Raw genomic sequence first — 22,783 nt, forward strand, 5'->3', positions numbered from 1 at the left:
ACGCCCATGCTCGCCCGTACTGACCTGCGCGGTCGTGTCCCGTCGCCCACCGAACTGCGCGCCGTGCTGCCGCGCGCCGGTACCGACGTGGAAGAGGTGCTGCATCGGGTCCGTCCCGTGATCGACGATGTACGCGACCGCGGGGTGCCCGCGGTGCTGGAGTTCACCGAACGGTTCGACTCGGTGCGCCCCGAGCGGGTCCGGGTTCCGGCGGCGGAGCTGGCCCGCGCGCTCGACGAACTCGATCCCTCCGTGCGTGCCGCGCTGGAGGAGTCGATCAGGCGCGCCCGCAGGGTCCACACCGCCCAACGTCGCGAGGACGTGACCACCGAGGTCGCTCCCGGCGGCACGGTTACCGAGCGGTGGGTGCCGGTGTCCCGAGTCGGCCTGTACGCCCCCGGTGGGTTGGCCGTGTACCCGTCGAGCGTGGTGATGAACGTGGTCCCGGCGCAGGCCGCCGGCGTCGAGTCGCTGGTCGTGTGCTCACCGCCGCAGGCCGAGTTCGGCGGTCTTCCGCACCCGACCATCCTCGCCGCGGCGCACCTGCTCGGGGTCGCCGAGGTCTGGGCCGTCGGCGGAGCGCAGGCGGTGGCGCTGCTGGCCTACGGCGGCTCCGACACCGACGGGGCCGAGTTGATGCCCGTGGACACGGTCACCGGACCGGGCAACCTCTACGTGACGGCGGCCAAGCGTCATCTGCGCAGCCTCGTCGGTATCGACTCGGAGGCGGGGCCCACCGAGATCGCGATCCTGGCGGACGAGACCGCCGATCCGGTCCACGTCGCCGCCGACCTGATCAGCCAGGCCGAGCACGACACCCTCGCGGCCAGCGTGCTGGTCACCCCTTCCGCGCAGCTCGCCGACGCCGTAGACGCCGAACTCGATCGCCAGGTGGCTCGGACCAAGCACGACGAGCGCATCCGTACCGCGCTGACCGGTACCCAGTCCGGCTGCGTGCTGGTCTCCGACGTGACCGGCGGAGTGCGGGTGGTCGACGCCTACGCGGCCGAACACCTGGAGGTCCAGACCCGGCAGGCTTCAGCGGTGGCGGCGCGCGTGCGCAACGCGGGTGCGATCTTCGTCGGAGCGTTCGCCCCGGTCTCGCTCGGTGACTACTGCGCGGGGTCCAACCACGTGCTGCCCACCGGCGGATGCGCACGGCACTCGTCCGGACTGAGCGTGCAGAGCTTCCTGCGTGGCATCCACGTGATCGAGTACAGCGAGCAGGCGCTGCGCGACGTCACCGACGAGGTCGTCGCCCTGGCCGACGCCGAGGACCTGCCCGCGCACGGACAGGCCGTCGCCGCCCGCTTCGACCAAAAGGGTGCGTAGACCGACTTGTGCGTCGCTTGCTCGGCGATCGGCGCAGTCGAACGACTGCCAGCGATTCGTGCGAACTCCGCGCGAGAAGAGTGAACGAACATTGGGAGCCCCATGAGTGACGTGATCGGCGGGGATGCGACGCTGGCCGACCTTCCGCTGCGGGAGGATCTGCGCGGGCGGAGCCCTTACGGCGCACCACAGATCGATGTTCCGGTTCGCCTGAACACCAACGAGAACCCGTTCCCCCCGCCGCAGGAGCTGGTCGACGACGTGACCACCTCGGTGCGGGAGGTCGCGGCGTCGCTGCACCGGTATCCCGACCGCGACGCCACCGTTCTGCGCGAGGACCTCGCCGCCTACCTCACCGGCGCGACCGGTGTCACGCTGTCGGCGGCCAACGTCTGGGCGGCCAACGGGTCCAACGAGGTGCTGCAACAGCTGCTGCAGGTCTTCGGCGGGCCGGACAGGACCGCGCTGGGCTTCGAGCCCTCCTACTCGATGCACCCGATCCTGTCCGCGGGAACGCGTACCGAGTGGCTGAGTTCCCCCCGCCGCGCCGACTTCAGCCTGGACGGGCCGGAAGCCGCGCGGCAGGTGGCCGAGCGCCGGCCCGACGTCGTGTTCGTGACCAGCCCGAACAACCCCACCGGGCAGTCGGTGGACCCCGGGGACCTGCGGGCGATCCTGGAGGCCGCACCCGGTGTGGTCATCGTGGACGAGGCCTACGTGGAGTTCTCCGCGCGCCCGAGCGCGGTCACGCTGATCGAGGAATTCCCGAACAAGCTGATCGTCAGTCGCACCATGAGCAAGGCGTTCGCCTTCGCAGGGGGGCGGCTCGGTTATCTCGCGGCGGCGCCCGCCGTGATCGAGGCGCTGTTGCTGGTTCGGTTGCCGTACCACCTCTCGGTGATCACGCAGGCCGCCGCGCGGGCGGCGCTGCGCCACGCCAAGACCACCCTCGGCTCGGTGCAGGCGTTGGCCGACGAGCGGGAGCGGGTCGTGCGGGGGTTGCGCGAGCGTGGGTTCACCCCGGTTCCCAGCGATGCCAACTTCGTCCTGTTCGGACGGTTTGCCGACGCCCACCGGGCGTGGGAGCGGTACCTGGACTGCGACGTCCTGATCCGCGATTCCGGCATCGCCGAACACCTGCGGGTGACCATCGGTACGCCGGAGGAGAACGACGTGTTCCTGACGGCGAGTGATCAAGTGAGTGAGGAGATTTACCGGTGAGCGAGGCGGCGGCCCGTACGGCCCGGATCGAGCGCAGCACCAAGGAGTCCGCGGTGCTGGTCGAACTGGACCTCGACGGAACGGGACAGGTCGAGGTCGACACCACCGTGCCGTTCTACGACCACATGCTGAATTCCCTGGGCACGCACGCGGGGTTCGACCTGACCGTGCGGGCCACGGGTGACGTGCACATCGATGCTCACCACACCGTCGAGGACATCGCGATCGTGTTGGGCCAGGCGTTCCGGCAGGCTCTCGGGGACAAGAAGGGCATCCGTCGTTTCGGCGACGCCTGGATTCCCATGGACGAGACGCTCGCGCACGCCGCTGTCGACGTGTCCGGGCGTTCGTACTGCGTGCTGACCGGAGAGCCGGAACAGTACAACACCTTCACGATCGGTAACAACTACCCGTTCGTGCTCAATCGGCACGTGTTCGAGTCGTTGGCCTTCCACGCGCAGATCAACCTGCACGTGCGGGTGATTCACGGCCGGGATCCGCACCACATCACCGAGGCGCAGTACAAGGCCGTCGCCCGCGCCCTGCGCACTGCCACCGAGCCGGATCCCCGCTTCGCCGGTGTCGTGCCCTCCACCAAGGGGGCGTTGTAGGGCGGCCTCGACGATCTCGCGGTCTCGAAGGTGCCTTGCACGCGTGGGTGGTTCGTGGGAATCGATCAGGACCGGTGACCGCGGTTCACTCTCCGGCGTCGGAAGAGGACAATGGGCGCATCTCGATCAGGGAACGGGTGTGATGCGACGTGGTACGACGGGCGCCTGAGCGCGATGTCGACGAGTCGGGCGTGGAAGTGGGCGCGCCAGGGAAGGCAGCCGCGGGAGTCAAGGGGGTTCTCGTCTCGCTGCAACGCAGCTTGCAGCAGATGGGAGTGGCCCGCTCGGTGAAGACCCTCCCGCTGCTCAACCAGACCGGGGGATTCGACTGTCCCGGTTGTGCCTGGCCGGACCCGCGTGAGTCCGACGGGGACACCCGCAAGATGGCCGAGTTCTGCGAGAACGGTGCGAAGGCCGTCGCGGAGGAGGCCACCACGCGCACGGTCGGAGCGGATTTCTTCGCCCGACATCCGGTTTCCGAACTGGCGCGGCGCAGCGACTACTGGCTGGGTCAGCAGGGACGGCTGACGCAGCCGATGATCCTGCACGAGGGCACCGACCACTACCGCCCGATCTCGTGGGACGGGGCCTTCGACGTCGTCGCCGGTGAGCTGGGTCGGTTGGACACCCCGAACGAGGCGGCCTTCTACACCTCGGGACGCACCAGCAACGAGGCCGCTTTCCTGTATCAGCTCATGGTGCGCTCCTTCGGCACGAACAACCTGCCGGACTGCTCGAACATGTGTCACGAGTCGTCGGGTTCGGCGTTGAGCGAGACCATCGGTGTCGGCAAGGGTTCGGTGTCACTTCCCGACGTCGAAAGTGCCGACCTGGTCCTCGTGGTGGGCCAGAACCCGGGGACCAACCACCCGCGCATGCTCTCCTCGTTGGAGAAGGTCAAGCAGCGCGGCGGCAGTGTCGTGGCCGTCAACCCACTGCCGGAGACCGGGTTGATGCGGTTCAAGAACCCGCAGAACCTGCGTGGTGTGGTCGGTGACGGTACCGCGCTGGCCGACGAGTTCGCCCAGATCCGCGTCGGCGGCGACCTCGTGCTGTTCAAGACGCTGGGCGCGCTGCTGCTGCGTGCCGAGGACGCCGCTCCGGGAACCGTGCTGGACCACGACTTCCTCGAGGAGCACACCCACGGCTTCGCCCCCTTCGCCGAGCAGGCCCGGGAGATCGACTGGCAGCGGGTCGAGGTCGTCACCGGCCTGGAGCGCCGGCAGATCGAACGCATCGCGGACATGCTCGCTGGTTCCCAACGCACCATCGTGTGCTGGGCGATGGGACTGACCCAGCACAAGCAGGCGGTCCCCACGATCCGAGAGATCGTCAACGTACTGCTGCTGCGCGGCATGATCGGTAAGCCCGGTGCCGGAGTCTGCCCGGTACGCGGGCACTCCAACGTCCAGGGCGACCGCACCATGGGCATCTGGGAGAAGATGCCCGAGTCGTTCCTGTCCGCCCTGGACGGCGAGTTCGGCATCACTTCGCCTCGCGAGCACGGCTTCGACACCGTCGACACGTTGCGAGCCATGCACGCCGGCCGGTGCCGGGCGTTCCTCGGGATGGGCGGCAACTTCCTGGCAGCCACTCCGGACACCGAAGCCACCGAGTCGGCCCTGCGCGGCTGCGAGCTGACCGTGCAGGTCTCGACGAAGCTCAACCGTTCGCACGTGGTGCCGGGGCGGACGGCGCTGATCCTGCCCACGCTCGGCCGGACCGAACGGGACACGCAGGCTTCCGGTGACCAGTTCGTGACCGTCGAGGACTCCATGTCCGTGGTGCACGGTTCACGCGGGCGGCTGCGCCCGGTCTCGTCGCACCTGTTGTCCGAGGTCGCCATCATCTCCCGACTGGCTCGCAGGGTGCTCGGCTCCGAGCACCCCGTGGCCTGGGAGTCCTTCGAGCGCGACTACGACCGCATCCGCGAGCACATCGCCCGTGTCGTACCCGGTTGCGCCGACTACAACGAGCGGGTGCGTCATCCCGACGGTTTCGTGCTGCCGCACCCACCCCGGGACAGTCGCACCTTCCCGACCGCCACGGGCAGGGCCAACTTCACGGTCAACACCCCGGAACCGATCGAGGTCCCCGAGGGGCGGCTGCTGTTGCAGACGTTGCGCAGTCACGACCAGTACAACACCACGATCTACGGTTTGTCCGACCGTTACCGAGGCATCGAGGACGGGCGGCGCGTCGTCCTGGTCAACATGACCGACATCACCGAACTCGGCTTCTCCGACGGGGAGGTGGTCGACCTGGTCTCGGAGTGGCCGGACGGTGACGGAAACGTCGAGCGGCGTCGTGCCGAAGCCTTCCGGATCGTGTCGTACTCCACGCCCCGGCGCTGTGCGGCGGCCTACTATCCCGAGGCCAACCCGCTGGTGCCGCTCGACGCGGTCGCCGACGAGTCCAACACCCCGGTCTCCAAGGCCGTCGTCGTCGGCCTGGAGCGACGGCCCGACCGGAGGTGAGGGGCTTCGTCCGGGTGCGGAGGGTAGTGAGCGAAAATACCTGTTCGAAACAGGCTCACTCACGACCTACGGAGAACCCCCTGTGCAGACCTACATCCCGGTCTTCCTGCTCGCGCTGGCGGGATTCTTCCTCGGCGGTGTTTACGCGACGTGGAAGACTGCCAAGTTCCTCGCCGTCTTACTGGGGATCGCCGGAGTGCTGGCTCTGGGCTCCGGAGTCATGTGGCTGTTCGGTTGAGTGCGGACACCGGGTTCGCGCGGAACCGTGAGGGCACGGCTTCGCACGAGCCCGGTGTGATCACCGAGAATCTTTAAGCGGTCACCACGCCAGGCTCAACAGGAGTACCAGCGCGAGGGAGACCACCGAGGCCATGGTGGTCACCAGGGTGCACGTCTTGAGCGTGCCCCGGGTGGACAGGTTCATCAGCCGCTGGAACATCCAGAAGAAGTTGCTGTTGACGTGCACGGCGAACAGCGCGCCGGAGCCGGCGGCGAGCGCGACGAGCAGCGGAGCGACGTCGATGCTGCCGAGCACCGGTGCCAGGATGCCACCCGCGGTGATGGCGGCCACCGACGTCGATCCGATGGCCACGTGCAGCACCGCGGCGATGATCCAGGCCAGGATCAGTGGTGACAGGGCGTTCGTGGAGAAGTAGCCGGCCAGGATGTCCTCCAGGCCGGTCTTGCTGATGACTCCGCCCAGGGAACCGCCGACACCGGTGATGATCAGGATGCTGCCGCACTCACGGAGCCCGTTGCCGAGAGTGTCTCCGGCCTGCTGCCTGGACAGGCTGCGCCACGCCAGCAGGTACGCACCGATCACGCCGAGGAACAGGGCGATGAGGGGATCACCGAAGAACGCGAGCGGCCCCGTGGACACGCCCGCGACCTTGGCGATGCCGCCGGCGGCGATCAGTACGATCGCGAGCAGCAGCGGCAACAGCGAAATGCCCAGGGAGGGGAGCTTGCCCGACTGCGCGGGGGCCTCTTCGGGTTCCTGCTCGGGTGTCTCCGCCGGAGCCAGCTCGTCGGTGTCCTGGTTCCACATGCCTCGGGCGAGGACCTGCTTGTACAGGAAGGTGGTGATCAGCGCGGTCGGCACGCTGATCACGAGTCCGAACAACAGCATCTGCCCCAGCGGCACGCCCAGCAGCCCCGCCACGGCCAGGGCACCGGCACCGGGGACGACCAGCACGAGCCCCAGCTCGGAACCGAGGATCAGTGCCGCGCCCATCGCCGCCGTACCGTCCCGCCGGATACGCGGGGCGATGGTGCGGCCGAGCGGAGCCGTCAGCACGAGCAGCACGTCCGTGTAGATGGCGGGGAACACGCTGCTCATGGTCGTGCTGAACACGTAGGGAGATCGTTCGGCGCCGAAGACGCGCAGCAGTGATTCGGTCAGCTTGCGCAGGGCTCCGGTGGCCGACAGCAGTGATCCCAGCAGGACGCCGAAGACGATCAGCATTCCGATGCTGGTCATGATGTCGCCGAAGCCGCTCGTGATGGCTTCGATCGTGCCGGTGAACCCGAGTCCCGTCGCCAGGCCGAGGTAGATCGAGCCTGTCAGCAGGGCGATGAGGGGTTCGACGCGCAGCGCCAGGATCAGCACCACCGTGCCGAGAATGGCTATTGCGGTGTGCAGCATTATCAGTACGTCGCTCACCCGGATCTCCTTGGGTCGCCGCTCGCGGTTGCGTTGTCTGCCACTGTCGAGGTTTCCGGTCACACAGGGGCGTCGGCAGTGCTCCAGGTCACGCCGTATGTCGCAGGGCACTATCGACGATCGTTGGCGTCGTCGTCACCCTTGTGTTCATTTCGTTTACGCGGCTGATACTTGGTGGTTCGTGTTTTTTCGCGGGAGAGCCGGGGAGCGGAACCGGTTCGGCAGTGGTGCGGGCAGGTGGAGCCTGGCCAGGAGGCTGTTCGTGCTCCAGGCGGTGATCGTGGTCACCGTTGTCGGGGCAGGGTCCGCGCTGGCCTGGTACAACGCGCAACGTCAGCATCGGCAGGCCGCCCGGCAGGAGGTGATCGCCGTGGCCGAAACGATCGCGGCGACTCCTCAACTGCGGGACGCGCTGCGCGGCCCTGCTCCGAGTGCGACGTTGCAGCCCTGGTCGAAGGAGGTCCAGGCCGATACCGGCGTCGACTTCATCACGATCATGGATCCACGCGGTATCCGTTACACCCATCCCGATCCCCGGCGAATCGGGGAGAGGTTCATCGGTCATTTCCGTCCCGCGCTGGAGGGCGGGACGTTCACCGAGACCTACACCGGCACGTTGGGACCCTCGGTCCGCGCCGTGGCACCGGTGCTCGGCCGCGAGGGAGGGGTTCGCGCGCTGGTGAGTGTCGGGATCACCGTCCGCGTGCTCACCAGGGAACTGCGCGACCAGCTGACCGGACTGCTGGTGGTCGCGGCCGTGGCGCTGCTGCTCGCGGGACTGGGCACGTACGCGGTCAGCAGGCGACTGCGCAGGTACACGCACGGCCTGCGACCGGATCAGCTCAGCCGGATGTACGACTACCACGATGCGATCCTGCACTCGGTCCGAGAGGGGTTGCTGCTGGTTTCGCCCACGGGGCGGATCACGTTGTGCAACGACGGTGCCGCGGCACTGTTGTCCTGGGAGTCCTCGCGAGTCGAAGGATCCGAAGTGGCCGAGCTGGACCTTCCCGATTCTCTGATCGAGACCATCGCAGGGGGGCGTACCGTGCGGGACGAGGTCCACCTGACCTCAGAACGGGTACTGCTGGTCAGTGTTTCGGCTGTGCGCAGCGGGGAGCGCGACTTGGGCAGCGTGGTGACTCTCAGGGACCACACGGACCTGCAGGCGCTGTCCGGGGAACTCGACTCCATGCGCGGATTCTCCGAATCGCTGCGCTCCCAGGCGCACGAGTCGGCGAACCGACTGCATACCGTGGTCTCGCTCGTCGAGCTGGGCAGGTCCGAAGAGGCGGTGGAGTTCGCCACCGCCGAGTTGGAGCTCGCGCAGCGGCTCACCGATCGAGTGGTGGGAGCGGTGACCGAGCCCGTGATGGCGGCCGTGCTGCTGGGCAAGAGCGCCGAGGCGCGCGAGCGTGGCGTGGATGTGGTGCTCACCGAGGACACGGAGGTCGACGACGAACTCGTCGACCGCGTCGAATCCCGCGATCTGGTGACGATGCTGGGAAACCTGATGGACAATGCGATCGAAGCGGTCCTCGAGTCCCCGCTGACCGACCGTGTTCCCACCGTCACCGTGACGATACGGACACGGGGAGATGATCTGATCATCCGAGTCGCCGATAACGGTGCAGGGGTGGACCCCGCGTCCGTGAGCCGGGTCTTCCAGCGCGGATGGTCGACTCGTCAGGACGGTCGTGGTCTCGGTCTGGCGCTGGTCGGGCAAAGCGTTCGCCGCCACGGCGGCCGGGTGGACGTGACCGACGAGGGGGGAGCGGTGTTCACCGTGCGCCTGCCGGTCAGGCAGGAAGCCGTCGAGGCCCCGGGGGGCAGCTCGTGATCTCGGTACTGGTTGTCGAGGACGATCCCGTGGCGGGTGAGGCCCACGAGCTGTATGTCGGCCGGATCGCCGGTTTCGAGGTCGCCGGACGGGTACGCACCGGTCAGGCCGCGCTGCGGTGGCTGGAGTCCAGCCCCGTCGACCTGGTGCTGCTGGATTTGCGCTTGCCGGACATGGACGGCCTTCAGGTGAGCCGGGCACTGCGCACGGGGGGGCGGGGTGCCGACGTGATCGCCGTGACTTCGGCACGCGACCTCAAGATCGTGCGTGACTCGGTGGCCAGCGGTGTGGTGCAGTACCTGCTGAAGCCGTTCACCTTCGCCACGATGCGGGACAAGCTCGAAAGCTATGCTCGTTTCCGGGCCGAGCTGCGCGGGGAGGGAGAGGCGAGCGGGCAGGGCGACATCGACCGCGCCTTCTCCGCGCTGCGGGGAGTGGATCGGAGCTCACTGCCCAAGGGGATGGGCGAGGAAACCCTGGAGGTCGTCGTCTCGGCGCTGCGCGAACGCTCGGGCGGAGCCTCGGCGGCTTCGATCGCCGAGGCCGCCGGGGTTTCCCGGGTAACCGCCCGCCGGTACTTGGAGTACCTCGTTTCCCACGGCATGGCGGTACGGACGCCGCACTACGGCGGCATCGGTCGCCCCGAGATGATGTACTCCTGGCAGTCCCGCTCGTGAACGGTCACAGGCCGCCTTCGCTTCGCGGACGCAGTCGTGGGGCACCCGGCCCCTGCTCGGCCAACTGGTCGTCCTGATTCTGCAGCGAGCAGCTGCGCAGCGACAGGCAGCCACAACCGATACACCCGGTGAGGCGATCGCGCAGGCGCTGCAGACCGTCGATGCGGGTGTCGAGTTCGTCCCGCCACTGTTGCGACAGCCTGTTCCAGTCGGCCTTGGTGGGAGCGTGATCGGAGGGCAGCTCCGCGAGTGCCGAGCCCACCTGCTCCAGGCTGAGGCCGACGCGTTGGGCGGCTCGGATGAATGCCAGCCTGCGCAGCACTCCCCGCTCGTAACGACGCTGGTTACCACTGGTTCTGGTCGACGAAATCAGCCCGCGGTCCTCGTAGAAGCGCAACGCCGTTTGAGCGACTCCACTGCGATGGGAGACCTCACCGATGCTGAGCATTTTCGCGAGTTTCGACATGCGCGCAGTTTACCTCTTGACTTCGAGTGAACTAGAAGTCGGAAGCTGCGCCCATCGGCTCTCCGGCGGATACCGGCTACGGCGCCCTGGAAGGCTTGACGAGCCGCATGACCGGCGACGAGCAGCATTCGACGGCGGCGACGTCCAGCACTGGACGTGCTGCGGGCGCTCTACGACCGGGTGCCGTCGGTGAACCCTCGACGGCCCGACGATCCCGAGCGTGATCGGTTCCTGCTGTCGAAGGGCCACGGCCCGACGCCCTACTGCGCGGCGTTGGCCGCGAAGGGTTTTCTCGACCCCGCGTGAGCTGGACCGTGCACGTGCCGGGGCACCCGGGTGAGGTGCGAACCTTGCTGGAACGGGCACTGGCGGTGACGATCGTGTCTACCTGCGCCTGTCCGAGCGGGCCAATACCGAGCCGCCGGCTGACGGCCCCGGTTCGCACGTGGTGCGGCGCGGCCGGGACGGAGTGAGTGGTGGCGCCGTCGGTTTTCCCGAGCGGTTAAGCTGGGCGTGTGCCACGAGTCGTCGTACTGGATTACGGATCAGGCAATCTGCGCTCCGCCGAGCGCGCCCTGGAACATGCCGGGGCCGACGTGGAGGTCACGTCCGACCACACGGCGGCACTGGAGGCCGACGGCCTGGTGGTGCCGGGAGTCGGTGCGTTCTCCGCCTGCATGGACGGGTTGCTGGCCGCGGGGGGTGACAAGATCATCGATCGGCGCCTGGAGGGGGAGCGCCCGGTGCTCGGGATCTGCGTGGGTATGCAGATCCTGTTCGACCGTGGCGTGGAACACGACGTACGAGCCGACGGTGTCGGGCGCTGGCCCGGTGCCGTCGAACGGCTTCGTGCCGACATCCTGCCCCACATGGGGTGGAACGAGGTCACCGCCGCGCCGGGCAGCACCTTGTTCGCGGGAATGTCCGCGGGCACGCGCTTCTACTTCGTGCACTCGTTCGCCGTGCGCAACTGGGAGCCGGACGCCTCGGAGACGCCGTCGCTGGTGACGTGGGCCGAGCACGGGGAACCGTTCGTGGCGGCAGTGGAGAGCGGCCCGCTGGCGGCGACGCAGTTTCACCCCGAGAAGTCGGGCGAGGCCGGCGCGCAGCTGCTGCGAAACTGGTTGGGCGAGCTGTGAGCGCGCGGCGGTACGGGCTGATGCGGCCCGGCGGTGCGACACGAGTCATCGCGCTGGTGCTGTGCCTGGGCATGGTCGTCGGATTCTCCTCGACCTACCTGGTGGCGGCGGGGCTGCCGGTGTGGCTCGTGCTGCTGCTCGCGATCCTCGTGGTGGCGACTCCCACGGTGGCTGCCACGCGTTCCGGCCGGAACCGTCGTTGAACGGGTCGAGTCGTAGGGTTGTCGTGTGACTTTTACTCTGCTTCCCGCTGTGGACGTGGCCGAGGGCCAGGCTGTCCGGCTCGTGCAGGGCGCGGCCGGAACCGAAACTTCCTATGGTGATCCGCTGGAGGCCGCGCTGGCCTGGCAGCGCTCGGGCGCGGAGTGGATTCATCTGGTCGATCTCGACGCCGCCTTCGGGCGGGGGTCGAACCGTGAGCTGCTGGCCGACGTCGCTTCCGAGCTCGACGTTCGTGTCGAGCTCTCCGGAGGTATTCGCGACGACGCGTCGCTGAAGGCCGCCCTGGAAACGGGCTGCGCCCGGGTCAACCTCGGTACCGCCGCGCTGGAGGATCCGGACTGGGCCGACCGGGTGGTCGCCGAGCACGGTGAGCGTGTCGCCGTCGGTCTCGACGTGCGGATCACCGAGCACGGTCATCGGCTGGCGGCGCGCGGTTGGACGACCGACGGTGGCGACCTGTGGGAGGTGCTCGCCCGGCTGGACGCGGCGGGATGCCACCGCTACGTCGTCACCGACGTCAGCAAGGACGGCACCCTTCAGGGGCCGAACACGGAGCTGCTGCGTGAGGTCTGCTCCCGGACGCGGGCTCCTGTCGTGGCCTCCGGCGGAATCTCCACGCTCGAGGATCTGACCGAGTTGGCGAAGCTGGCACCACTCGGTCTGGAGGGCTCGATCGTGGGCAAGGCTCTCTACGCGGGCAACTTCACCCTGGAAGAAGCGCTGGCGGCCGTCGCCGATCACTGATCACGGCCCGCGCGTCGGCGAACCTGCGGGGTCCTTATCCTGGCAGTATGGCCGTTGCGGTGCGTGTGATTCCCTGCCTGGACGTCGATGCGGGACGAGTGGTCAAGGGCGTGAACTTCACCAACCTGGTGGATGCCGGCGATCCGGTGGAGCTCGCTCGTGCTTATGGCGTCGAGAGCGCCGACGAACTGACGTTCCTCGACGTCACGGCTTCCTCCGCGGACCGGGAGACCACCTACGAGGTGGTGCGTCGCACGGCCGAGCAGGTGTTCATCCCGCTGACCGTGGGAGGCGGTGTCCGCAGTCCCGAGGACATCGACCGGCTGCTGCGGGCCGGTGCGGACAAGGTCAGCCTGAACACCGCGGCCATCGCGCGCCCCGAACTGCTGCACGAGTCCTCGCAGCGGTTCGGCGCACAGTGCGTGGTGCTGTCGGTCGATGCCCGCCGAGTGCCGGAGGGGGAGACGCCGACCCCTTCGGGTTTCGAGGTCACCACGCACGGTGGTCGGAAAGGTACCGGGATCTGCGCCGTGGAGTGGGCGCGACGCGGTGAACGGCTCGGTGTCGGCGAGATCCTGCTGAACTCCATGGACGCCGACGGGACGAAGACCGGTTTCGATCTGGAGATGATCCGTGCCACGCGCGCCGAGGTGCGGGTACCGCTGATCGCGAGTGGTGGGGCCGGAGCTGTCGAGCACTTCGCGCCCGCCGTGCACGCCGGGGCCGACGCGGTGCTGGCCGCCAGCGTGTTCCACTTCGGCCAGTTGCGAATCAGTGAGGTCAAGGAAGCGATGCGTGCTGAGGGGATCACGGTACGGTGAGCGAGGAGAGCGGGCTGGCCCCGGAAATCGCGGCACGGCTCAAACGCAACGAGGACGGACTCGTCGCCGTCGTCGTCCAGCAGCGCGGCACCGGTGAGGTGCTCATGATGGCGTGGATGGACGATGCCGCGTTGCAGCACACGCTGACGACCCGGCGAGGCACGTACTACTCGCGCAGCCGTGGCCAGCGCTGGGTCAAGGGGGAAACCTCCGGGCACACGCAGTACGTGCACGAAGTGCGCCTGGACTGCGACGGGGACACGGTGCTGCTCGTGGTCGACCAGCGGGACGGGGCCTGCCACACAGGCGATCACACGTGCTTCGACGCCGACCTGCTGCTCGGTCCGGAGGAAGAGCACGCCTTCGGGTGAGCTCCCGGGTCGTTTCGCCGGACACCGCCGTCACTCACCGGACACCCCGGTGAGATCCCCGGTGAGGTAGCGCTGCAAGGTGGGGGCGATCGCGGCGATGACGGTGCCGTGGTCGGCCGAGGCCAGTGGTTCGAGCTTGACCACGTAGCGCATCATTCCCAGCCCCGAGATCTGCGAGCCGCACAGCGCCGCCCGTAGCTGGGGTTGGTCCATTCCCAGCGCCGTGATCAGCCTGCCGAAGAGCAGGGTGGTGACGAACTCGCGGAGCATCCGCCCGGCCGTGTCATGGGTCGCGACGCTGCGGACCAGAGCGATGAACTGGCCGCCGCCCGCGGTGTCCCACGCGGTCAGGAACTCGCGCACCATGCGCTCGGCAAGCCGCTCGGGGTCCCCCTCCAGCAGGTGCGACAGGACCTCGCGGGGATCGAAGGGCAGGGATATCGAAGCGGTGAACAGTCCTGCCTTGCTGCCGAACCAGTGGTTGACCATGGCCGGGTCGACACCGGCTCGGGTGGCGATCGCGCGAACGGTGGCGCCGTTGTAGCCCTGCTCCACGAAGATCTCCCTGGCGGCCTCCAACAGCGCCGCGCGGGTGTCCTCTCCACCCGAGCGCCTGCCCCGGCGGCGCGGCGCGTCGGAGCCGTCACCTCGGTCGCTGTTCACCTTTTCTCCAATCGGCGGAAGTCCCGGCGTTCACGCCGGGGAGGAACCGATCCCGAGTGGTTCCGGGCGACCACGCACCCGCGCTTACTCGTGATCGATTGTCGTGTAAATTGAGCGGCATGCGGACGGCGTACAAGTGCCGGGCCTACCCGGACTCCGAACAGGCGGCCCAGTTGGGCCGCACGTTCGGCTGTGTGCGCCTTGTGTGGAACAAGACCCTCGACGCGCGGCATCGTCGCTACCACGTCGAAGGCCGCACAATCTCGTACAAGGAGACGGACGCGCAGCTCGCCGCGTGGAAGCGCACCGATGAGCTGGCGTTCCTGTCGGAAGTGTCGTCGGTGCCGTTGCAGCAGACGCTGCGGCACCAGCACACCGCGTACCAGAACTTCTTCGCCGGACGGGCGAAGTATCCGCGGTTCAAGAACCGCACCGGCAAGCAGTCGGCGCACTACACCCGCAGTGCCTTCAAGCTGCGTAACGGGCAGTTGACGTTGGCGAAGCAGTCGACTCCATTGCGGTTCGTGTGGTCGTGGCCCGGCATCGACCCGGCCACAATCAACCCCACGACGGTCATCGTCTCCCGTGAGCCGGACGGGCGCTGGTACGTGACGTTCGCCGTGGACACCGACGATTCCGAACCGGCCGCGCCGACCGGCGAATCCATCGGTATCGATCTCGGGGTGAAAGACTTCGCGGTGCTGTCTACCGGCGAGACCATCGCCAATCCGAAGCACCTGGACCGCAAGGCCCGCAACCTCGCCCGCTACCAGCGGCGCATGGCCCGCAAGCAGAAGGGCAGCGCGAACCGGCGCAAAGCCAAGCGCAAGGTGGCCCGCGCGCACCGCAAGGTCCGGCACGCCCGCGCGGACTTCCTGCACCGCACCACCACGAACCTGGTGCGCCGGGCCGACACGATCGCCATCGAAGACCTCAACGTGTCCGGCATGACCAGCAGCGCTCGCGGAACCCGCGAACAGCCCGGCCGCAACGTGAAGCAGAAGTCCGGACTCAACCGGCGCGTCCTGGACGCGCCGCTGGGCGAGTTCCGGCGCCAACTGGAGTACAAGACCACCCGCGCGGGCAAGACCCTGGCCGTCATCGACCGCTGGTACCCGTCCAGCAAAACGTGCTCCGCGTGTGGGCACCTGCTGAACATGCTGAAGCTCTCTACCCGGACATGGACGTGCCCGGGATGCCGCACCCGACACGATCGGGACGTGAACGCGGCCAAGAACATCCTTGCCGCTGGTCGAGCGGTAGTCGGGCAACAGCCGGGCGAAGCCTGTGGAGTTGACGTGAGTCCGCAAGGGTCCTCCCTTCGGCAGTCGGCGTCGAAGCAGGAACTTTCGGGCGCGAGCCCGAAGGGAATCCCCGCCCTTCAGGGCGGGGAGGCAGTCAACCGGCTATCGTGACCGCCCGCTCCCACGAGCGTGTACACGGGTCCCATGCGGCAAGTGGGTGCTCGAAGCCACCGGGCACAATGGCGGGCATGGTCGGCGACGGTGACATCGGCGGTATCAGTCCCTCCAGTGCCGAGTTCCGCGAGCTTGCCTCCGGGCACAGGGTCATCCCGGTCGTGCGGCGGTTGCTCGCGGACGGTGAGACCCCGCTGGAGGTGTATCGCAAACTGGCCGGTGAGCGCACGGGTACCTTTCTGTTCGAATCCGCCGAGAACGGACGCTCGTGGTCACGCTGGTCGTTCATCGGGGCCCGCAGCGAAGCGGCGCTGACCGTCAGGGACGGTGAGGCGTGCTGGACGGGAACGCCGCCCGTGGGACTGCCCGAGGGGGGTGATCCGGTGGAGGCGTTGCGCGAGACCGTGCGGCTGTTGCACACCGACCCGCTTCCGGGGCTTCCGCCGTTGACCGGGGGGATGATCGGCTACCTCGGCTACGACGCGGTGCGCAGGTTGGAGCGGTTGCCGGAGGACACCGAGGACGATCTGCAGATCCCCGAGATGGTCATGCTGCTGGCCACCGACCTGGCGGCCCTGGACCACCACGAGGGCACGATCACGTTGATCGCCAACGCGGTGAACTGGGACGACAGTCCCGATCGGGTCGACGCCGCCCATGCGGACGCGGTGCGCAGGCTGGACGAGATGACCGCTTTGCTGGGGACTCCTTCGGAGTCCACGGTGGCGACGTTCTCCCGGCCCGAACCGCAGTTCACCCGCCGCCGTTCCCCCGCGGAACACCACGCGGCCGTGGAGGAGGCCAAGGAGGCCATCCAGGCGGGAGAGGCGTTCCAGGTCGTGGTCTCGCAGCGGTTCGACATGCCGACCACCGCCGATTCGCTGGACGTGTACCGGATGCTGCGCACCAGCAACCCCAGTCCGTACATGTACCTGCTGAGGCTGCAGGACCCCGGGGGAGGGGCCCCCTTCGACATCGTCGGCTCCAGCCCCGAATCCCTGGTGACGGTGCGCGACGGCCAGGCGACCACCCACCCCATCGCGGGTACCCGGTGGCGCGGTGGTGACGAGGACGAGGACGCCCGACTGGAGAAGGAACTGATCAATGACGACAAGGAGCGTGCCGAGCACCTGATGCTCGTCGATCTCGGTCGCAACGATCTCGGTCGGGTGTGCCGGCCGGGCTCGGTCCGCCCGGTGGACTTCTTCCGCGTCGAGCGCTACAGCCACGTCATGCACATCGTGTCCACGGTCTCCGGGAAACTGGCCGAAGGCTACAGCGCCTTGGACGCGATCACCGCGTGCTTCCCCGCCGGTACCCTGTCCGGAGCACCCAAGCCGCGCGCGCTGGAACTGATCGAGCGACTCGAACCGACCCGACGCGCCCAGTACGGGGGCATCGTCGGCTACCTCGACTTCGCCGGTGACGCCGACACCGCCATCGCGATCCGCACGGCACTGGTCCGCGACGGTACGGCTTCCGTGCAGTCCGGCGGTGGCATCGTCGCCGACTCCGACCCGGTCGCCGAGGACCAGGAGTGCCTGAACAAGGCCAGAGCGGTGCTCAACGCGGTGGCCACCGCCGAGACCCTGCGGCACCCGAGTTCAGCCGAGAACGACCAGCGTCCAGCGGGAGAGCAACGTGATCACCCGGCAGGAACCTGAGAAAACCGGTAGTTCCGGAACGCGTCGCCCGTTGCCGGTCGTGATCGTGCTCATGCTGGCGACCGCGGCGCTGCTCTGGGGCGCCAGTGCCCTCGACTGGGGTGTCCGTCGTTACGGCACGCCCTTCACCGGGGAGAAGACGTTCACCGCCACCGGTGCGATGGTGCGGCCCGAACTCGGTCCGCTGGCTCTGGCCACGCTGGCCGCCATCGCCGCCGTTCTCGCCACCGGTGGCTGGATGCGCCGACTGATCGGGATGCTCGTCGTCGCCGAGGGCGGTCTGCTCGGGTGGCGCGTCGTGGACTGGTATCTCCGGGGGCGTCCCCTGCCGATGGGCGAGGTGCCCGCGGGGAGCACCCCACTGGGACCTGCGTCGGTGAGTCCTTTCGGTCCACTGCTCGTGGTGGCCGCGGCGTTGGTGCTGGTGACGGCGGGACTGGTGGCCGCGCTGTACGCGCGGCGGATGCCGGCGATGGGGGCGAAGTACTCCGCCCCGAAGGCGGCCAAGCAGGAGTCCCGGGATCCGGACCGGCGACTGTGGGACGCCCTGGACCAGGGCGAGGACCCCACCGAGTCGGCCGACCCACAACAGCGCCCGTGATGACTCGAACCCCTGCTCGCGGGCCGGTGAACCGATTCACCGGCCCTGTGTCCAGGGAACAAGGTCCTTGCTGCGCTGGGACGTTGGACCGCCCCCTCGATCGGTGGCTACATCACACGGGTTTAGCATCGAGGTGCGACCGGCACGGCGGGGAAGGGGAGTGTCGTGAGCGAGCGCAATGAATACATCTGCGCCTGTGACAATGTGCGAGTGCGTATCCTGCCAGCGCCGCGATCGGCCCGAGGCGAGGTGCTCGCGTGAGCGTTCTGGACACCATCATCGACGATGTTCGTGAGGACATGGCGGTTCGTGAGTCCGCCGTTCCTTTCGAGGAGATCAAGCGGCGTTCCGCCGCGGCACCACCACCACGCGACGCCTGGGCCGCGTTGCAGGCGTCCGGTGTGGGGGTGATCGCCGAAGTCAAGCGGCGCAGCCCCTCCAAGGGCGACCTGGCCGACATCGGCGAGCCCGAGGACCTGGCAGTGGACTACGCGCAGGCGGGCGCGCGCGTGATCAGCGTGCTCACCGAATCGCGTCGGTTCGGCGGGTCCCTGGCCGATTTCGACGCCGTTCGCTCCAGAGTGAGCGTGCCCTTGCTGCGCAAGGACTTCATCGTCAGCCCGTACCAGGTGCACGAGGCCCGTGCCCACGGTGCCGACATGGTGCTGCTCATCGTGGCGGCTCTGGAGCAGAACGCGCTGGAAGCGCTCATGGACCGGGTCGAATCGCTGGGCATGGTGGCGCTGGTGGAGGTGCACAACGCCGAGGAGGCCGACCGGGCGCTGGAAGCCGGTGCCAAGATCATCGGCATCAACGCGCGCAACCTGCACACGCTGGAGGTGGACCGAGAGGTCTTCGGCCGCATCGCCCCGGGACTGCCCGCCGGGGTGCTCAAGGTCGCCGAGTCAGGCGTGCGCGGCCCCAGCGACCTCATGGCCTACGCGGGATCCGGCGCCGATGCGGTGCTGGTCGGCGAGGGCCTGGTGACCAGTGAAAACCCGAGGACGGCGCTGAATCAGCTGGTCACGGCAGGTTCGCATCCGGCGTGCCCGCGGCCGAGCCGGGGATAGGAGAAGTGTGATGACCAGCCGGAGCACTGCCGTACCGGAAGGGCACGACCCCGACGAGCGCGGGCATTTCGGCCCCTACGGCGGACGGTTCATGCCGGAGGCGCTGATCGGAGCTCAGGACGAGCTCGCCGCCGAGTACGAGAAGGCCCAGCGCGATCCTGAGTTCGTCGCGGAACTGGATCACCTGCTGCGGGAGTACGCGGGGCGTCCGTCCCGGCTGACCGAGGCGAAGCGCTTCGCCGAGCACGCCGGTGGGGCGCGGATCCTGCTCAAACGCGAGGACCTCAACCACACCGGCTCCCACAAGATCAATAACGTGCTCGGCCAGGCACTGCTGGTTCGGCGCATGGGCAAGCGGCGAGTGATCGCCGAGACCGGCGCGGGACAGCACGGTGTCGCCACCGCGACGGCCTGTGCGCTACTCGACCTCGACTGCGTCATCTACATGGGCAAGGTCGACACCGAACGCCAGGCGCTCAACGTGGCCCGGATGCGGCTGCTGGGCGCCGAGGTGCGGCCGGTGGCCCACGGGTCGGCCACGTTGAAGGACGCCATCAACGAGGCCCTGCGCGACTGGGTCACCAACGTCGACCACACGCACTACCTGCTCGGTACGGCGGCCGGAGGCCACCCGTTCCCGATGATGGTGCGCAACCTGCACAAGGTCATCGGCGAGGAGGCCCGGCAACAGACGTTGGAGATGACCGGGAGACTGCCGGACGCGGTCGCGGCCTGCGTCGGCGGTGGGTCCAACGCGATCGGCATCTTCCACGGTTTCCTCGACGATCCCGGCGTCCGCCTGGTCGGCTTCGAGCCGGGTGGGCACGGACTCGCCAGCGGTTCCCACGGCGCGACCCTGTCCCAGGGCAGCCCCGGAACCCTGCACGGGGCGCGCTCCTACCTGCTGCAGGACGAGGACGGTCAGATCGCCGAGGCGTACTCGATCTCGGCGGGCCTGGACTACCCCGGAGTCGGTCCGGAGCACTCGTGGCTCAAGGACTCCGGGCGTGCGGAGTACCGGGTCGTGGACGACGACGAGGCGATGAAGGCCTTCGAGGTGCTCTCCCGCACCGAGGGCATCATCCCGGCCATCGAGTCCGCCCACGCGCTGGCCGGTGCGATGCGGCTCGGCCGCGAGCTCGGCCCGGAGGGCGTCGTGACGGTCAACCTGTCCGGGCGCGGCGACAAGGACATGGACACGGCGGCGAAGTACTTCGGGCTGGTTCCCGAGACCGAGCAGGAGGACACCCGGTGAGTCTGCACGAGGTTTTCACGGCGTGTTCGGACCGCGCCGCCCTGATCGGCTACCTTCCGGCCGGCTATCCCACGGTCGAGGGGTCCAAGGACCTGCTGAAGGCCATGATCTCCGGTGCCTCCGAGAGCCCCGGCTGCGACATCGTCGAGGTGGGACTGCCCTACTCCGACCCCGTGATCGACGGCCCCACCATCCAGGACGCCACGCACCAGGCCCTGCAGGCCGGGTTTCGGGTCCGCGACCTGTTCGACGTGGTCACCTCCGCCGCCGAGGCCGGGGGGAATCCGGTGGTGATGACCTACTGGAACCCCGTTCACCGCTACGGCCCCGACGCGTTCGCCCGTGACCTGCGTGCGGCGGGGGCGCTCGGCGTCATCACTCCGGACCTCATCCCGGACGAGGCCGACGACTGGCTGGAGGCCACCGGCACGCACGGGCTGGATCGCATCTTCCTGGTCGCCCCGTCCTCCACAGAGCAACGGCTGGCCCTGACGGCCAAGGCCAGCTCCGGTTTCGTCTACGCCACCTCGGTGATGGGCGTGACCGGAGCCCGCGACTCCGTCGGAGACGCGGCGGCCGGGCTGGTCGCGCGCACTCGCGCCCACACGGACCTGCCGGTCGGGGTGGGGCTCGGAGTGCGTTCGGCGGAACAGGCCGCCGAAGTCTCCGCCTTCGCCGACGGCGTGATCGTCGGTTCCGCCTTCATCTCCCGCGCCGAGCAGCAGGGCACGGACGGGGTCGCCGAGTTCGCGGCCGATCTCGGCAGGGGGGTCCGGGGCGTCCGGGCGCGGTGAGTGGAACCGGCGGTCGGGGTCGCGCGGTGAGCAGATACGGTTGACACCGTGACTGCCCCGGTTTCCGCCTCGGCGACCATGTTCCTGGCCAACATCCCCAGTCCTGACCGGGGAGTCTGGTACCTCGGTCCCGTTCCCATCCGTGCGTACGCCCTCTGCATCATCGTGGGCATCGTGGTGGCGATCCTCTGGGGCGACCGCAGGTGGATGGCTCGTGGCGGCCGCAAGGGGACGGTCACCGACATCGCGGTGTTCGCGGTGCCGTTCGGTCTCGTCGGCGGTCGCCTCTACCACGTGGCCACCGACTACTGGCGCTACTTCGGGCCGGGCAAGAACCCGCTGGACATCTTCAAGGTCTGGGAAGGCGGCCTGGGCATCTGGGGCGCGGTCGCGCTGGGCGCGGTCGGCGCGTGGATCGGCTGTCGCCGCCGTGGTGTGCCGCTTCCGGCCTTCGCCGACGCCATCGCGCCCGGCCTCGTGCTGGCCCAAGCGATCGGCAGGCTCGGCAACTGGTTCAACCAGGAGCTCTACGGGGGAGCGACCGATCTGCCGTGGGGCCTGGAGATCTACCATCGCATCGATCCCCAGACCGGAGTGACCGCCCCGGTCACCGGTGTCGCCGTCGACACCGCCAACCCGGTCGCCGTGGTGCATCCGACGTTCCTCTACGAGCTGCTGTGGAACGTGCTGATCGCCCTGCTGCTGGTGTGGGCCGACCGCAAGTTCCGCATGGGGCACGGCAGGGTGTTCGCGCTCTACGTCGCCGGCTACACGGCGGGGCGCACCTGGATCGAGACGATGCGCACGGATCCGGCCTCGACCCCCTTCGACCTCGGCATCCGCATCAACGTCTACGTCTCGGTCGGTGTCTTCCTGCTCGCCGTGCTGTACCTGGTGCTGATCCGGGGCAAGCGCGAGGATCCCGGGCTGCTGCGCGGCAAGCCCCTGCCCGACGACCCCGATCCGGATGAACAGGATCCGGTCACCGACGGGACGCGGGACACCGGGGATACCACCGCCAGCGGCGCGGGGAGCTCCGAGAAGTCCGAGGCGGAGCCGGACACCGAACGCCACGACCGGGGCTAGGGCCAGCTGGATATATAGCGCTTCCTGAGTATACACTCAGCTCATGAAACATCTGGTTGATGTGGATGAGGGTGCTCTGAGCTCTGCCCGGGAGCATCTGGGGACCACAACGATCAAGGAAACGGTGAACACCGCTCTGCGTCAAGCTAGCGAGCAGGATGCTGGTGGGCAGGATATCGAGACGGCGCTCGACGTTTTGGCGGCCATGGACTTCGAAGATCGTGAGAAGGCGTGGCACTGAAGTACCTCGCGGACACGAGTGTGTTCTCCCGGCTGGAAAAGCCACCGGTGCGAAAGGTCGTCAGCGAACTCCTTCGGGAGTACCGGCTTGGTCGGTGCGCGTTCAGTGATCTTGAGCTCGGCTTCTCCACTCGCAACGAGGCTGAGTGGGACAGCTTGCAGCGTGCTATCGCGGTGGCTCGTCTTGTGGATGTGGAGCAGGCGGATTTCGTTCGGGCAAGAGGTGTGCAGCGTGCCTTGGCGGCGCTGGGCGTGAAAGGGAGAAAGATCCCCGATCTGATGATCGCAGCAGTAGCAGAGCGTAATTCACTGATCTTGCTTCATTACGATCGGGACTTCGAGTTCATTGCCAGGAGCACAGGCCAACCCGTGGAGTGGGTCGTCGAGCGTGGTTCGGTCGACTGACGG

The 22,783-nt window shown here is 68.3% G+C and carries 24 protein-coding genes and 1 pseudogene; 22 read left to right on the plus strand and 3 right to left on the minus strand.

Going from position 1 to position 22,783, the window contains the following annotated elements; genetic code table 11:
* Positions 1-6 precede the first annotated feature (6 nt).
* From hisD to FHX42_RS15350, 5 genes are all read left to right on the plus strand, one after another.
* A complete protein-coding gene (gene hisD, locus FHX42_RS15330) occupies positions 7-1,332 on the plus strand; it encodes a histidinol dehydrogenase (RefSeq protein ID WP_182545066.1) in 1,326 nt (441 codons plus the stop codon).
* Between the two features lie 102 nt (positions 1,333-1,434).
* Positions 1,435-2,553 carry a histidinol-phosphate transaminase gene (locus tag FHX42_RS15335; protein WP_182545067.1) on the plus strand — a complete coding sequence of 373 codons (1,119 nt, stop codon included), beginning with the start codon at positions 1,435-1,437 and terminating at the stop codon, positions 2,551-2,553.
* Positions 2,550-3,164 carry an imidazoleglycerol-phosphate dehydratase HisB gene (hisB, locus tag FHX42_RS15340; RefSeq protein ID WP_182545068.1) on the plus strand — a complete coding sequence of 205 codons (615 nt, stop codon included), beginning with the start codon at positions 2,550-2,552 and terminating at the stop codon, positions 3,162-3,164. Before FHX42_RS15335 ends, hisB begins: the two co-directional genes overlap by 4 nt.
* Positions 3,165-3,313: 149 nt before the next feature.
* Positions 3,314-5,641 (plus strand): FdhF/YdeP family oxidoreductase, encoded by a 2,328-nt coding sequence (locus FHX42_RS15345; RefSeq protein WP_182545069.1) that lies wholly within the window; start codon positions 3,314-3,316, stop codon positions 5,639-5,641.
* Positions 5,642-5,723: 82 nt separating this feature from the next.
* Positions 5,724-5,879, plus strand: a complete 156-nt coding sequence (locus tag FHX42_RS15350; RefSeq protein WP_182545070.1) for a hypothetical protein — start codon at positions 5,724-5,726, stop codon at positions 5,877-5,879.
* Between the two features lie 81 nt (positions 5,880-5,960).
* Here the strand turns inward: FHX42_RS15350 and FHX42_RS15355 are convergent, their stop codons facing one another.
* Positions 5,961-7,304 carry a GntP family permease gene (locus FHX42_RS15355; protein WP_328796188.1) on the minus strand — a complete coding sequence of 448 codons (1,344 nt, stop codon included), beginning with the start codon at positions 7,302-7,304 and terminating at the stop codon, positions 5,961-5,963.
* A 262-nt stretch (positions 7,305-7,566) separates the two neighbouring features.
* On the opposite strand from FHX42_RS15355, the gene FHX42_RS15360 reads away from it, so the two are divergent.
* Together FHX42_RS15360 and FHX42_RS15365 are read left to right on the plus strand one after the other, a co-directional pair.
* A complete protein-coding gene (locus FHX42_RS15360) occupies positions 7,567-9,144 on the plus strand; it encodes a sensor histidine kinase (RefSeq protein WP_328796189.1) in 1,578 nt (525 codons plus the stop codon).
* On the plus strand, positions 9,141-9,821 hold the full coding sequence (locus FHX42_RS15365; protein WP_182545072.1) for a response regulator: 681 nt from the start codon (positions 9,141-9,143) through the stop codon (positions 9,819-9,821). The genes FHX42_RS15360 and FHX42_RS15365 overlap by 4 nt, the downstream gene beginning before the upstream one ends.
* 4 nt (positions 9,822-9,825) lie before the next feature.
* Here the strand turns inward: FHX42_RS15365 and soxR are convergent, their stop codons facing one another.
* Positions 9,826-10,287 (minus strand): redox-sensitive transcriptional activator SoxR, encoded by a 462-nt coding sequence (gene soxR, locus FHX42_RS15370; RefSeq protein WP_182545073.1) that lies wholly within the window; start codon positions 10,285-10,287, stop codon positions 9,826-9,828.
* 107 nt (positions 10,288-10,394) lie between these two features.
* On the opposite strand from soxR, the pseudogene FHX42_RS15375 reads away from it, so the two are divergent.
* The 6 genes and pseudogenes from FHX42_RS15375 to hisI all read left to right on the plus strand — a co-directional run.
* Positions 10,395-10,587, plus strand: a pseudogene (locus tag FHX42_RS15375) (transketolase); the annotation flags it as partial.
* A gap of 215 nt (positions 10,588-10,802) precedes the next feature.
* The gene (gene hisH, locus FHX42_RS15380; RefSeq protein ID WP_182545074.1) at positions 10,803-11,426 is read left to right on the plus strand and encodes an imidazole glycerol phosphate synthase subunit HisH; all 624 of its coding nucleotides are present in this window, start codon (positions 10,803-10,805) and stop codon (positions 11,424-11,426) included.
* Positions 11,423-11,629: a hypothetical protein gene (locus FHX42_RS15385; RefSeq protein ID WP_328796191.1), complete on the plus strand. Its 207-nt coding sequence runs from the start codon at positions 11,423-11,425 to the stop codon at positions 11,627-11,629. Before hisH ends, FHX42_RS15385 begins: the two co-directional genes overlap by 4 nt.
* Before the next feature lie 25 nt (positions 11,630-11,654).
* The gene (gene priA / locus FHX42_RS15390; RefSeq protein ID WP_182545075.1) at positions 11,655-12,392 is read left to right on the plus strand and encodes a bifunctional 1-(5-phosphoribosyl)-5-((5-phosphoribosylamino)methylideneamino)imidazole-4-carboxamide isomerase/phosphoribosylanthranilate isomerase PriA; all 738 of its coding nucleotides are present in this window, start codon (positions 11,655-11,657) and stop codon (positions 12,390-12,392) included.
* 47 nt (positions 12,393-12,439) lie between these two features.
* On the plus strand, positions 12,440-13,213 hold the full coding sequence (gene hisF / locus FHX42_RS15395; protein ID WP_182545076.1) for an imidazole glycerol phosphate synthase subunit HisF: 774 nt from the start codon (positions 12,440-12,442) through the stop codon (positions 13,211-13,213).
* Complete coding sequence (hisI, locus tag FHX42_RS15400) at positions 13,210-13,584, plus strand: phosphoribosyl-AMP cyclohydrolase (RefSeq protein ID WP_182545077.1); 375 nt, start codon at positions 13,210-13,212, stop codon at positions 13,582-13,584. Before hisF ends, hisI begins: the two co-directional genes overlap by 4 nt.
* A 30-nt stretch (positions 13,585-13,614) precedes the next feature.
* On the opposite strand, the gene FHX42_RS15405 is transcribed toward hisI, so the two are convergent.
* Positions 13,615-14,247 (minus strand): TetR/AcrR family transcriptional regulator, encoded by a 633-nt coding sequence (locus FHX42_RS15405; RefSeq protein ID WP_182545078.1) that lies wholly within the window; start codon positions 14,245-14,247, stop codon positions 13,615-13,617.
* Between the two features lie 119 nt (positions 14,248-14,366).
* On the opposite strand from FHX42_RS15405, the gene FHX42_RS15410 reads away from it, so the two are divergent.
* The 9 genes from FHX42_RS15410 to FHX42_RS15450 all read left to right on the plus strand — a co-directional run bounded on the left by FHX42_RS15410 (position 14,367) and on the right by FHX42_RS15450 (position 22,780).
* Entirely contained in the window at positions 14,367-15,662 is a 1,296-nt protein-coding gene (locus tag FHX42_RS15410; RefSeq protein WP_182545079.1) for an RNA-guided endonuclease InsQ/TnpB family protein, read from the plus strand.
* Between the two features lie 77 nt (positions 15,663-15,739).
* Positions 15,740-17,329 (plus strand): anthranilate synthase component I, encoded by a 1,590-nt coding sequence (locus tag FHX42_RS15415; protein WP_220480385.1) that lies wholly within the window; start codon positions 15,740-15,742, stop codon positions 17,327-17,329.
* Positions 17,307-17,930 carry a Trp biosynthesis-associated membrane protein gene (locus tag FHX42_RS15420; RefSeq protein WP_328796195.1) on the plus strand — a complete coding sequence of 208 codons (624 nt, stop codon included), beginning with the start codon at positions 17,307-17,309 and terminating at the stop codon, positions 17,928-17,930. Before FHX42_RS15415 ends, FHX42_RS15420 begins: the two co-directional genes overlap by 23 nt.
* 257 nt (positions 17,931-18,187) lie before the next feature.
* Positions 18,188-19,000, plus strand: coding sequence for an indole-3-glycerol phosphate synthase TrpC (gene trpC, locus FHX42_RS15425; protein ID WP_182545081.1), 813 nt, complete (start codon positions 18,188-18,190; stop codon positions 18,998-19,000).
* Positions 19,001-19,010: 10 nt separating this feature from the next.
* Positions 19,011-20,255, plus strand: coding sequence for a tryptophan synthase subunit beta (gene trpB, locus FHX42_RS15430; protein ID WP_182545082.1), 1,245 nt, complete (start codon positions 19,011-19,013; stop codon positions 20,253-20,255).
* Positions 20,252-21,049, plus strand: coding sequence for a tryptophan synthase subunit alpha (gene trpA / locus FHX42_RS15435; RefSeq protein ID WP_182545083.1), 798 nt, complete (start codon positions 20,252-20,254; stop codon positions 21,047-21,049). The genes trpB and trpA overlap by 4 nt, the downstream gene beginning before the upstream one ends.
* Positions 21,050-21,097: 48 nt before the next feature.
* Positions 21,098-22,135, plus strand: coding sequence for a prolipoprotein diacylglyceryl transferase (lgt, locus tag FHX42_RS15440; protein ID WP_328796197.1), 1,038 nt, complete (start codon positions 21,098-21,100; stop codon positions 22,133-22,135).
* A gap of 43 nt (positions 22,136-22,178) precedes the next feature.
* Positions 22,179-22,376: a hypothetical protein gene (locus FHX42_RS15445; protein ID WP_182545084.1), complete on the plus strand. Its 198-nt coding sequence runs from the start codon at positions 22,179-22,181 to the stop codon at positions 22,374-22,376.
* Positions 22,367-22,780 (plus strand): PIN domain-containing protein, encoded by a 414-nt coding sequence (locus tag FHX42_RS15450; protein WP_182545085.1) that lies wholly within the window; start codon positions 22,367-22,369, stop codon positions 22,778-22,780. Before FHX42_RS15445 ends, FHX42_RS15450 begins: the two co-directional genes overlap by 10 nt.
* The last annotated feature ends 3 nt before the right edge of the window (positions 22,781-22,783 follow it).

Origin of the sequence: Halosaccharopolyspora lacisalsi, from assembly GCF_014137975.1 — a bacterium.
GTDB lineage: Bacteria > Actinomycetota > Actinomycetes > Mycobacteriales > Pseudonocardiaceae > Halosaccharopolyspora > Halosaccharopolyspora lacisalsi.

Coding starts and splice junctions, on each gene's coding strand:
- FHX42_RS15335 (WP_182545067.1), top strand. CDS start 1,435: ATGAGTGACGTGATCGGCGGGGATGCGACGCTGGCCGACCTTCCGCTG.
- FHX42_RS15415 (WP_220480385.1), top strand. CDS start 15,740: ATGGTCGGCGACGGTGACATCGGCGGTATCAGTCCCTCCAGTGCCGAG.
- FHX42_RS15410 (WP_182545079.1), top strand. CDS start 14,367: ATGCGGACGGCGTACAAGTGCCGGGCCTACCCGGACTCCGAACAGGCG.
- hisF (WP_182545076.1), top strand. CDS start 12,440: ATGGCCGTTGCGGTGCGTGTGATTCCCTGCCTGGACGTCGATGCGGGA.
- trpB (WP_182545082.1), top strand. CDS start 19,011: ATGACCAGCCGGAGCACTGCCGTACCGGAAGGGCACGACCCCGACGAG.
- soxR (WP_182545073.1), bottom strand. CDS start 10,287: ATGTCGAAACTCGCGAAAATGCTCAGCATCGGTGAGGTCTCCCATCGC.
- FHX42_RS15445 (WP_182545084.1), top strand. CDS start 22,179: ATGAAACATCTGGTTGATGTGGATGAGGGTGCTCTGAGCTCTGCCCGG.
- hisD (WP_182545066.1), top strand. CDS start 7: ATGCTCGCCCGTACTGACCTGCGCGGTCGTGTCCCGTCGCCCACCGAA.